7 protein-coding genes are annotated in these 11,478 nt (G+C 49.3%); 6 read left to right on the forward strand and 1 reads right to left on the reverse strand.

The features are described from left to right. Positions 1 to 33 precede the first annotated feature (33 nt). From ABCW47_RS03415 to ABCW47_RS03440, 6 genes are all read left to right on the forward strand, one after another. Positions 34 to 1,125: a ComEC/Rec2 family competence protein gene (locus ABCW47_RS03415; RefSeq protein ID WP_343208461.1), complete on the forward strand. Its 1,092-nt coding sequence runs from the start codon at positions 34 to 36 to the stop codon at positions 1,123 to 1,125. Between the two features lie 165 nt (positions 1,126 to 1,290). Next, on the forward strand, positions 1,291 to 2,253 hold the full coding sequence (locus ABCW47_RS03420; protein WP_343208462.1) for an aldo/keto reductase: 963 nt from the start codon (positions 1,291 to 1,293) through the stop codon (positions 2,251 to 2,253). Between the two features lie 4 nt (positions 2,254 to 2,257). Beyond that, on the forward strand, positions 2,258 to 3,040 hold the full coding sequence (locus ABCW47_RS03425; protein WP_343208463.1) for an HpcH/HpaI aldolase family protein: 783 nt from the start codon (positions 2,258 to 2,260) through the stop codon (positions 3,038 to 3,040). Between the two features lie 237 nt (positions 3,041 to 3,277). Further along, complete coding sequence (locus tag ABCW47_RS03430; protein WP_343208464.1) at positions 3,278 to 9,190, forward strand: carboxypeptidase regulatory-like domain-containing protein; 5,913 nt, start codon at positions 3,278 to 3,280, stop codon at positions 9,188 to 9,190. A 249-nt stretch (positions 9,191 to 9,439) separates the two neighbouring features. Continuing rightward, positions 9,440 to 9,745, forward strand: a complete 306-nt coding sequence (locus ABCW47_RS03435) for a nucleotidyltransferase family protein (protein ID WP_343209582.1) — start codon at positions 9,440 to 9,442, stop codon at positions 9,743 to 9,745. Between the two features lie 122 nt (positions 9,746 to 9,867). After that, complete coding sequence (locus ABCW47_RS03440) at positions 9,868 to 10,035, forward strand: nucleotidyltransferase substrate binding protein (protein WP_343208465.1); 168 nt, start codon at positions 9,868 to 9,870, stop codon at positions 10,033 to 10,035. Positions 10,036 to 10,080: 45 nt separating this feature from the next. Here the strand turns inward: ABCW47_RS03440 and rpoD are convergent, their stop codons facing one another. Further along, entirely contained in the window at positions 10,081 to 11,166 is a 1,086-nt protein-coding gene (gene rpoD, locus ABCW47_RS03445) for an RNA polymerase sigma factor RpoD (RefSeq protein ID WP_343208466.1), read from the reverse strand. Between the last annotated feature and the right edge of the window lie 312 nt (positions 11,167 to 11,478).

Genomic DNA, 11,478 nt, shown 5'->3' on the forward strand with positions numbered 1-11,478 from the left:
GGCTGCGGCATTTCATTACATAGGTAAATGATTATGAATAACAGAAAAAGAAGGCTCCTTCGGCCGCTGTTCTGGCTGCTTTGTCTGTGGCTGGTATTTGGGTCAGCCGGATGCGCGCCGGTACGAGAGAATAATGATTCAGGGAAGCCCTATGAGGACACCCGCCTCACCGCCTGGTTTATTGATGTGGGACAGGCGGATGCCACTCTTTTTGAATCCGATGGGCATTATATGCTGGTGGACGGCGGCGAGCCGGAAACAGCGGAGGAACTGATTGATTATATGCGCGATGCAGGAGCGGAGAAGCTGGATTATCTGCTTTTAACCCATCCTCATGAGGATCACGACGGAGCGGCCCCGGAAGTTCTTCGGGCGTTTGAGACGGAAACGGTGATCCTGCCCCGGATCTCTGGCTGGGAAACCGAATTTGCACCGGTCCTGGAAGCTGTGGATTCAGAGGATATGCTGGAGTTTGCCGCGGCGGGAGAGTCCTATGAGCTGGGGGAAGCCCAGTTTACTGTCGTCTCCCCGGATGACCCGGACTACGGGGATGACTGGAACGACTGGTCGGTAGGAATCCGCCTGTGGTGCGGGGACACTTCCTTCCTTTTATATGGCGACGGCACCGCCAGGATGGAGCTGGACATGCTGGAGACTGGAGAGGAAATTCAATCCGACGTACTGAAAGTGGCCCATCACGGCAGTTCCACGTCTTCCTCCGACCGGTTGTTAAAAGCAGTGCAGCCAAAGTATGCAGTGATATCCTGCGGTAGAGGCAATTCCTATGGACATCCGGGGGCATTGGCTCTGGAACGGCTTGCTCAGGCAGGGGCCGCTGTCTTTCGGACCGACGAGCAGGGCACGGTCATTGCTTACAGCGACGGCGCCGGGATTCGGTGGAGTACCGAGCCAAGTACAAGCGGAAAGCCCGGTACGATTATCGTGGATAAGGAGGATGAGAGCTCTGAGGGAGATTATATCCTTAACGCAAATACGAAGAAATTTCACAGCCCAAGCTGTTCCAGTGTGAAAGATATGAACCGGGAAAATAGAAAAGAGTTCCGCGGAACGAGGGAAGAGCTGATAAAGGACGGCTATTCTCCCTGTGGGAGATGCAAGCCTTAAATGGCAGTCTCTGGCATGAATAAGAGGCGCTTTACAAGAAAAAAAGATAGCGCTATAATACAAGAGTAGAGCGGAGGAAAACTGCGGACATTGTGCTAAATGGGCAGCTTTTAACCATTTTCGCCTGCGGACACAAGTGTATGACAGATGAAGGAGGACGAGAGCATGAGATATCAGAAATTGGGCAGCACAGGACTGTCGGTTTCCGAGATTACGATGGGAACATGGCAGAGCGGCGGTCAGGACTGGGGGGATACCAGTGCAGATTCATATTTTGACGCGATGAATGCCATGCTGGAAAATGGAGTGAATTTCTTCGATACGGCGCCGACCTATGGATTTGGACAGTCGGAGATCAACGTGGGCAAATTTATTCATGATAAACGGGATAAGGTAATCCTGCAGACCAAATGCGGCGTGTACTGGCCCAGCAGGGACAAAGCAGCCGCCGGTTCCATCAAGGACAGTTCCAGAGCCAGAGTGCTGAAACAGTGTGATGAATCCCTGGAGAGACTGGACACCGATTATATTGATATCTACATGATTCACTGGCCAGATCCCAATACACCGGCGGAAGAAACCGCGGATGCATTGAAGGAGTTGAAAAAAGCCGGCAAAATCCTCCATACCGGTGTTTCCAATTTTAATATTGAACAGTTGGAAGCATTTTATAAAGAAGGTGTGCTGGAGGTGGCCCAGTATGGATATTCCATGGTGGACCGCAAGGCGGAAGCACAGCTGAAATGGTGCCATGAGCACGGAGTGGGAACCATGAGCTACGGCACGCTTGGGGCTGGAATTCTGACCGGAAAGTACAGGACCAACCCTGGCTATACCTCAGCGGATGCAAGAGGCAGATTCTATAAATTCTTCTATGAGCCGGATTTTTCCAAGGTAATGGAGCTTCTGAAGGTGATGGATGAAATATCCGGAGAAACCGGTATGCCGTTAGCCCATATTGCAATAAACTGGAACCTGAAAAAGGAGTTTATGGATACGGTGCTCTGCGGTGTCAGAAATGTAAAACAAGCGGATCAGAACTGTGATGCCACGAAATATACCCTGACGGATGAGCAGGTCAAACGTCTGGATGACAAGATTGCAGAATTAAAGATTATGGAGGAATAACACGATGGGCCTTCGAAAGAACCTGGTCAGAGAACAGTGGAAAGCGGGCAGAAAGACGGTTGGAACTTTTCTGAATCTGGGAAGCGCGATCGGAGCGGAAGCGATTGGAGTGGCGGGCTTTGATTATTTTATTGTAGATACGGAGCACGGTCCTTATGATGTGGAAGCGGCGCTTTCCTGTGTGCGTTCTGCTGAAATCCGGGGGCTTACACCCTTCGTACGGATCAGAGAAATCAGCAGGCCTGCGGTGCTGAAAGCATTTGATATCGGCGCACAGGGGATTATTATACCGTTTGTGAAAACGGCGGAGGAAGCCAGAAAACTGGTGGAATACGGAAAATATAAACCTGTGGGACAGAGGGGCTTCTGTCCTACCCGGTGTTCGGACTTCGGTTTTAACGGAATATTCGACCGGGGTATGGAGTCCTACATGATGGATAAAAATGACGAGGTTATGATTATTCCCCAGTGTGAAACAAAAGAGTGTTTTGATAGTCTGGAAGAAATCGTTTCCCTGGAAGGAATCGACGGTATCTTTGTCGGGCCTTATGACCTGTCTATCGCGCTGGGAAAACCAGGACAGTTTGACGATCCGGAGATAGCCGGGGCAATTGCCCACATCCGGGAAGTGTGTGAAAAGAACGGCAAGTTCGTCATGATCTATGCACCCACTGTGGAGGCGGCAAAGAGCCGTCTGGCGGAGGGATTTGACAGTGTGACGTATAATACGGATATTAATATTCTCATCGGGGCCTGTAAGGAGGCCCTGGAAGAAATCAGAAAGTAAAAGCTTTTTTCATACAAGATAGAAGAGGCCTGTTCATCAATATGCGATGGACAGGCCTCTTTCGTTTATTACATAGGAAAAATTGAAGAGAGCGGAAGCGGGCTTGCCCACTTTGTTCAATAAGCCGGCGTGTAATATGAGTGTAGAACGACGCATTAAAAGTGGACGTAAGATTATTCCGAATAATGTCAATTATAATGTCCTCATAATCTAGTTGACATACGGGAGGTATTTAAAATGGAACGAATGAAAAGGAAGGTACCTCTGCTGCGGCAGGGTATGAGACAACGGTTCCTGGCATTGCTGCTTGTACTGGCGGTAACTGCGTCAAGCTTTTATGGGGGAAAGACGGCGGATGCGTCGGAACTGCCGGAACCTGAAAACTGGATCGGAGTGAGTGCAGGTCCGGAAACGGATTATTCTGAAAATGGAAGCGATGTAACGATTAAAAATGAAGCTGGGCTGGCCTGGCTGGCACAGCAGGTAAATACAGGAACCGACAGCTTTGCAGGCAAGACGGTGCAATTAGCCGGTTCCCTGAATCTGGCCGGAAAGGAATGGACGCCCATCGGAACCAGGGAACATCCTTTTAAAGGGACGTTCTGCGGAAATAACGGCACAATCGCCGGTGTGAAGATTGAGGCAAAGGAAAACGGGGGAGCCTATGCCGGACTGTTCGGTTATACAGATGGAGCGCAGATTAACCAGGTGCAGGCGGCGGGAACCATATCCCTGACCGTTTCTTCCGCCAATGATCTGTATGCCGGGGGTATCGTCGGATATGCACGGCAGACGGTGATCAATGATGTATCTTTTACAGGAACGGTACAGGCAGTGCAGTCCTATGCAGAGGATAGCAATACGACAGAATATATTGCGAATGCCGGAGGGATCACGGGCTGCATCGAACTGGGAAGCAAGATTACCAATTCCTGGGCCAGAGCGGATGTATCGGCAGAGGTTATGACCGATCCATACTGCAGCGCTGAGGCAGGCGGTATTACGGGAACAACAAAATATGTTACAGGAAATCTTGAGATGAAGATTGAAAACTGCTGGCACAGGGGCACGGTCAGCGCCCAGGTTCCGGAGGGCGTCATGGTTATCGGCGGTGCGTTTGCAGGCGGCATCACATCCGGGCTGACGAGGACCAGGCTGCAGACCTGCTATCATGAGGGAATGGTATCGGCCAGCGGTTCCGGCGGCAGCGGAGCAAGTTCAATCTATGCGGGCGGCATCGTAGGATTTTATTCAGAGGGTGATCCGCAGGCAGGAGAGAAAGACTGTTATTTCCAGGCAGAGCAGATTTCACTGCCCCAGGGCGGCAAGACAATGTCCGGAATGGGTACTGCACTCTCCTATGAGGCGATGACCGGGCCAGCAGAGGAACCTTCTTCTCTGGCAGGCCTTCTGAATCACAGGCTGAATCTATATTATCTTGCGGAGGGCTTGACAAAAGAAGCTCAGATTTACAGGGGCTGGACCCTTAACAGTGCGGGTGACGGTTATCCATCCCTGGGGGATTGGTTTGCCCCGGAGGAATCGGAGGAGGATCTTTATGATGAAGTCATAGAGGTTTGGACGGAAGCCGATCTGCGGGAAATTGCCCGGAAGGTGAATACCGGGGAAGAAAACTATAAGAATAAGCTGATTAAGCTGATGGATTCTATTGCAGTTTCTGAGCAGACCGAATGGGTGCCTATCGGGACCAGCGCTAATCCCTTCTGCGGGTCGGTGCAGGGGAATAATTATACGGTGAGCGGCCTTAAGGTGACCGATAACACCCTGAAAAGCGCCGGACTTTTCGGTTATATTTCCGGTAAGGAAACAAAGATATCCATCAAGAACCTTGCGATAGATGACAGCCAGTTTGTCTTTGCCGGGGATGGCAACAAGGCCCGCCATACCGGTGCGCTGGCAGGTGACATGAATGGATATGGGGCGATCGACGATTTTGTGATAGAGAACTGTCACACAACAGATAGGGTTAAGATAAACAATTCTGAGATTGCTTCAGGAACCGATTATGCCGGCGGCCTGATCGGGTATGTTATGAATGGCAGCATACAGTTTGCGAACTGCTCCAACAAGGCGGCCATCGAAAGCAGCGGAAAAGATGGAACTTTAATTTCCGCCTATATGGGCGGAATATTTGGGTACAGTTCTGGCCCTACAGTTATCGAAGACTGTGAAAATGAAGGATGGCTGACCGCGCAGAAGGGTGCGGCAGTGGGCGGCCTGGGAGGTCAGGTCTCTGAGCTGACTACAATGAATTCCAGTGCAAATAAAGCAGATATCACTGTCTCTGCGGGAGGAACGCTGGGAGGATTGATTGGAAAGACAAGTGGTGCTAAATCCGACTTTGTCATTGAAAATTGCCGAAACGAAGGGAAGCTGATCAATGAAGGCGGAGCATCATCAAGCTATACCGGCGGAATCATTGGTGGAATAACCAATCGAACGGCGGTGTCTAAGCTTCGGATTGAGTCCTGTGAAAACAGCGGGAATATCGAACAAAAGAATACAAATACAAGTTCTACCGTGGCTGTGGGCGGTATTACAGGCTATATTGAATATTCGGCTTCATCCGCGGCAGAAGTGGGAGCAGAAATAATCGCCTGTACCAACCGCGGCGATATTGTATCAAGCGGACACAGCAGCACGTCCAGTTCCGCGGGAGCAGATGCAGGTGGTATACTGGGAAGAGGCAGATATATCAGTCTGATTTCGGACTGCAAAAACTATGGCAGCGTGATGGTAGGAGAGGTTGCAGCAAATGCCTATGCCGGAGGCGTAGCCGGCAATCTGGCTCTGGATTTTGGAACGATAAAAAACAGCTCCAATATGGGTGAGATCGGTGTCCGCGGTGCAAAGCTGAAAAGCTATGCGGGCGGTCTGGCAGGCTATGTTGAAACTATGTCCGGGAATGTGGAAAACTGCAGCAATTCCGGGAAAATCCAGGTGAGCGGGGATACAACATCCGCAAAAACCCAGGGCGCAGCCGGGGGTCTGATCGGATATGGCAAGAATAAGATCGGGGACTTCATCAGCTGCAATAACCGGGGAGATGTATCCCTTACGGGAGTAACCTACTCCATAGTCAGCGGTACAGCGGGCGGTTTGCTTGGTACGGCAGCAGAGGCTGGAAATTTGAGGGACTGTGGCAACAGCGGAGCTATGTCTGCTAATAACATTGCCGGGAACACCGGAATCGGCGGTCTGATTGGCTATGTCTCATCTATGGGAGCCACAGAGAAATGTTATAATACCGGAGATATAACGGCAGATGAGGCAGCGAAGTATCTATATACCGGCGGCCTGATTGGCTATTCCAATGGATCGGAGGCCGTTACAAACAGCTACAATACCGGTGCAATAAGCGGAACCGGTGCAGGAAACTATGAATATTGCGGCGGAATCGGCGGATATCTGCGATTTGAAACGGCAAATACGATTGATAACTCCTATAATATCGGGGAGATCGCAGCGCTTGGAGATGCAAATACAAAATATGCCGGAGGTCTGTCGGGAAATGCCCTTGTGACGACGGATGGCACATCTATGTATAATACATACAATGCAGGGCCAATAACCACCTCCGGGACGGGAACGGTTTACGCGGGAGGAATAGCAGGCTATACGACATATTTTAATATGGACGGGACAAATTATTACCTGACCGGCACCGCGGAACGTCAGGTGGGATATCAGTATTCCAGTCAGACGGACCCGTCGGCAGTATCCTTATCAGAAGATGCGATGAAGAGTGCGGAGTTTACAGAAACCATGAATCAGAATGCAGCGGCATCCGACAGGCTGCTCACCTGGAACCGGTCAGTAAGCGGCGTAAATCAGGGCTATCCATATCTTTTCCTGCCGCCTGCCTATCTGATCAGCGGTGTGATCGTGGATACGGCGGGCAATCCGGTGGCGGATGCGGTGGTGACCCTGATCGGCACCGGCGGACGGTATCAGGCGGTGACAGACGAGAATGGCGCTTACCGGATCGAACAGGTCTTTGACGGCTCCTATGAGCTGACGGTAACAGCGCAGCCTGACCAGATCGTCTACACGGCTGAGCTGGAAGTGGCAGGGGCTGACATCAATGGTGAAAAAGCCAGCACCGATCAGGCAAAACAGCCTGTCTACAGTGCCGGCGGGCACGTAAGCTATGAAGGCGGCACATCGGCAAAGGGCGCCATACTTGAATTGACAGATAAAGATGGAACTACATACAAAGTACCCATCGACGGAAGCGGCAACTATGAGACGAAACTTCCCGCAGGCACATACGAAGGGAAGGTAGTCTGGGAAAAAGACGGTGAACACCAGGTGCTGAAAGAGGAAATTACCATTGTGGTAACACCGTCCGGGCCGAATCAGACAGATGTGGATCAGGTGGGTTCTCCTGTTATCCACATAGAAGGTTCGGTATCCACCCAGGGCAACAACAGGCCGGCTGCGGGAGCCACTATAACTCTTGAAACAAACGACGGCACCGTGATTGCAGAATCAAAGATAAATCCAGACGGCTCCTACGAACTGGAATATAAACTCACGGATGTCCCCACCTCTGGTGACTATAAAGTGGCAGTGGAGGTGCCGACTGCCTCGGGGACCCCGGAGAAGGTATATTTGAAAGAGAATATTACTATTGCTGACGGCGTGATGAATGCGGCGGATATGCGGGACCTGGAGAAAATTGAAGCCGATAAGACCACAAAGGTAAAAGAGTTTGAGGATTATGTAAAGAACCAGAGCAATCTGCCGGATTCGATGGATGATAATGCTGTGCTCAGCCATCTGGATGAGATTAAAAATGCTCAGGATAAGTACCATGCGCTGACCCCGGAGGAAGCAGGAATGACAGACTATGCAGTTCTGGATAAACTGGGTGCTCTGGTGGGAAGACTGGCTGTTTTAACCGCCCGGGTGGATGCTTCCGGGACCAGTCTCGGCGTAACGACTGACACAGAAGCCTTAAAAGAAATTGCGGCTCTGGCTGCCTCCAGTGAGAATATAGAATCTGTGGGGGACGGCAAGAATGTAGAGATTGAAGTAGTCCTGACGGTGACGGATAAAGAGGAGAATGACCAGACAATCACAGATGACGTTACACATATTAATAATACGCTGGACGAATTAAACAAAGCAACAGAGGCAGATCTGAGCCTGGGACTGATTATGGATATTTCCCTGATTAAGAATGTGAAGGTGGACGGGGCCGTGGCCTCATCCGAACCGATCGCCCATACGCCGAAGACTACCCGGATACGGCTTCATCTGCCAGCCTCCATGCAGGGCGGCAGCAATTACCGGGTTGTCGGAGTGCACGGCGGTGAACCGCGTATGATAAACGCTGATGTAATCGGAAATGAATTAGTGTTTGAGACCAGCCTCTATTCCACCTATGCAATCCTGTACACACCCGCCCGGAATACGAATTCCGGCGGCAGCTATATACCGGCAGTACCGGTTCCGAAACCGGAAGAGGGAAAGACGGAGATCCTGTTAAAGGGCGGCCTGATTCGAAAGCTGGATGCCGTCAAGGAGGACTATCTGAATGAGGAAGAACAGAAGAAGGTAACGGAGGGAAGTGATGCGTCTCTCACGGTCACTGCAAAGGAACAGAAAAAGCCCAAGTCTGCTCTTAAAAAGGCAATTATAAAGAAGGCGGGAAGCTATAAACCGGGAGCTTATTACAGCATCACCGGAACGGTAAAAATCGGGGAAGAGGAGCATCGTATTCTTAAACTTGGCAGCAAGCGGACGATGGTGATTACCATACCGAAGAAGCTGCGGGGCCACGATTCTTACGGCATTGTAGCCGTTGATGAAAACCAGAAGGCCGTCTTCTTAAAGGATACTGATAAGCAGAAGAATACAATCACGGTTGCAACCGACAATCTGAACCATATCACGATCGTCTATAAGGATAAGAAGGTACAGGAAAAACCGGATAAAGCCGTAAAACCGGAAGTGAAGACACAAAAGACTTATTATATTGTAAAGAAAGGGGATTATTTATTAAAGATTGCCCGGCGATACAATGTAACCCTGAAAAATCTGCTGAAATGGAACCCTACAGATAACCCGGATCTGATCTATCCGGATCAGAAGCTGGTTCTGTATGTGAAAAAGAAAAAGTAGAGCGCAGCGGCAGAAAATAGAGCAATCATAAATGGATGATATACAGAAAAGGAACGTCCTGTTAAGGCGTTCCTTTTCTTGTCCTGGCTGTGCAAGCGGCGGAGGAAAGCTTGGATTGTAAATGAAAGGAGATGCAGGTATAATAGGTTTAAAAGCTGCATTTACGGGGAGAAAAGGTTGAAAGAAATCTTTCAACCGTATGTATTTGGGCCTATTCCCATTTTGGGAGGAACCCAAAACGGGAAAGGCATGGGTATAAATATGAATGAAACTGGGATTAATCCGGATGTAATAGAGGAAATTAAAGAATTGGCCCGAAACTATCAGGTGGATCGAGTAATTTTGTTCGGATCACGGGCAAGAGGTGATTATGGCAGGGCAAGTGATATTGATCTGGCAGTTCAGGGCGGAGACTTTATAAATTTTGCTCTGGATGTGGACGAGAAGACATCAACCTTATTAATGTATGACGTCATAGATCTGAATAGTAACGTTCAGGAAGAGCTGTTAGAATCCATTAGAAAGGACGGGATTGTAATATATGAAAAAATTTGACCATTATGTTTCGAAGTTAAAGATACTCTCCAAAGCCTGTGACGAAAATCTGGATAATGAATTTGTAATCAGCGGGATTTTTAATAAGTTTATATGCGGTATATGATTTCGTGGAGGAACAAATGTGGATTTCCATGCTGAAAGACAGAAATGATATGACACATATTTACAATGGGGCAGCCGCCAAAGAACTTGTTCAGAGGATTTTAATCAAATATATTCCGGAATATAAAAAACTGGAAGAGGGAATCAGGCTGCATTATAAGGATGAGCTGGATCGTATTTTGTAAATTAAAGCCGTTTCGCAGTGAAACGGCTTTTACTCATTGACGCGATTAAAGTACATCAAACCCACGCAGCATCTTGGCCCGGCTGGGATGTCGCAGCTTGCGGAGCGCCTTGGCTTCGATCTGACGGATTCGCTCTCTGGTTACGTTAAATTCCCTGCCTACTTCCTCCAGCGTCCTCATACGGCCGTCCTGGAGGCCAAAACGAAGGACTAACACCCGCTGCTCCCGTTCGGTCAGTGTATCCAGGAGAGTACGGATCTGATCCTGAAGAACGGAATAGGTTGCCGCGTCTTCCGGCCCTAAAATGGACTCATCCTTAATAAAATCTCCTAAATGACTGTCATCCTCCTCGCCGATGGGAGTGTCCAGCGAGATAGGATCGGCAGATACTTTCAGAATCTCTCTTACTTTATCAATCGGAACATTCATGGCGTCAGCCAGTTCCTGCTCGGTAGGCTCACGGCCTAATTCCTGAAGCAGAGTACGTGAAACACGGTACGTCTTATTAATCACTTCTGACATATGAACCGGAATACGGATCGTTCTGGACTGATCCGCAATGGAGCGCGTGATCGCCTGACGAATCCACCAGGTGGCATATGTACTGAACTTGTAACCTTTCTTGTAATCAAATTTATCCACGGCCTTGATCAGACCCAGATTTCCCTCCTGTATCAGATCCAGAAAGGAGAGTCCCCTGCCCACATACCGTTTGGCGATACTGACCACCAGACGAAGGTTGGATTCGGTAAGTCTGGTTTTTGCCATCTCATCTCCGTCCTCAATCCGTTTGGACAGATCTATCTCCTCCTCGGTCGTAAGAAGCGGAAAACTTCCGATTTCTTTCAGATATAATTTTACCGGGTCATCCGACATGGCAGTCTCAGGAACCTCTTCATAAAGCAGATCCTCCTGACTGATCTCAAGGAGCGCATCGTCGGTAGGCTCCAGCTCATCTGTCTCGTTCAGGTCCAGAACCACTATATTATTGGCTTCCAGATATTCATAGATCTTATCAATCTGGGAAGCGTCCAGATTGCTGTCTTTAAACAGTTCATTTATCTTCTCAACTTCCAGTATGCCCTTGTTCTTCTGACCCAGGGCAACCAGTTCCTTTAACTTCTCTATCACAAGTATTCCTCCGATTTATCTTAAGACATAACAGACAAAATTATAGCATAGGTCCGAAATTGTGACAATAGCTTTTTGGCGAATTCACAGATTAGTTTTCCTGGATTCCCACGTGGCAGGGGACTTGCCGGGGCCAGGGTTGACAATCATTTTTTCAGGCCGTATAATTTTCTTGAGACAGGCTGATTAAGCCTGTTCCTGCAGTTTTGGCATCTGCGGCCATCCGATTATCACGGGTGGCTTTTTGGTTACAAAAAGCTGTAAGAGTATGATTCAATAGCTGTAAGCGTTTGCTGCAATAAGAAGAAAGCG

Source organism: Anaerolentibacter hominis (genome assembly GCF_032380675.1).
GTDB lineage: Bacteria > Bacillota > Clostridia > Lachnospirales > Lachnospiraceae > Anaerolentibacter > Anaerolentibacter hominis.

What these genes read in the sequence shown, in the direction of transcription:
- ABCW47_RS03415 (WP_343208461.1), top strand. Translation starts at nt 34, where the DNA reads ATGAATAACAGAAAAAGAAGGCTCCTTCGGCCGCTGTTCTGGCTGCTT.
- ABCW47_RS03420 (WP_343208462.1), top strand. Translation starts at nt 1,291, where the DNA reads ATGAGATATCAGAAATTGGGCAGCACAGGACTGTCGGTTTCCGAGATT.
- ABCW47_RS03425 (WP_343208463.1), top strand. Translation starts at nt 2,258, where the DNA reads ATGGGCCTTCGAAAGAACCTGGTCAGAGAACAGTGGAAAGCGGGCAGA.
- ABCW47_RS03430 (WP_343208464.1), top strand. Translation starts at nt 3,278, where the DNA reads ATGGAACGAATGAAAAGGAAGGTACCTCTGCTGCGGCAGGGTATGAGA.
- ABCW47_RS03435 (WP_343209582.1), top strand. Translation starts at nt 9,440, where the DNA reads ATGGGTATAAATATGAATGAAACTGGGATTAATCCGGATGTAATAGAG.
- ABCW47_RS03440 (WP_343208465.1), top strand. Translation starts at nt 9,868, where the DNA reads ATGTGGATTTCCATGCTGAAAGACAGAAATGATATGACACATATTTAC.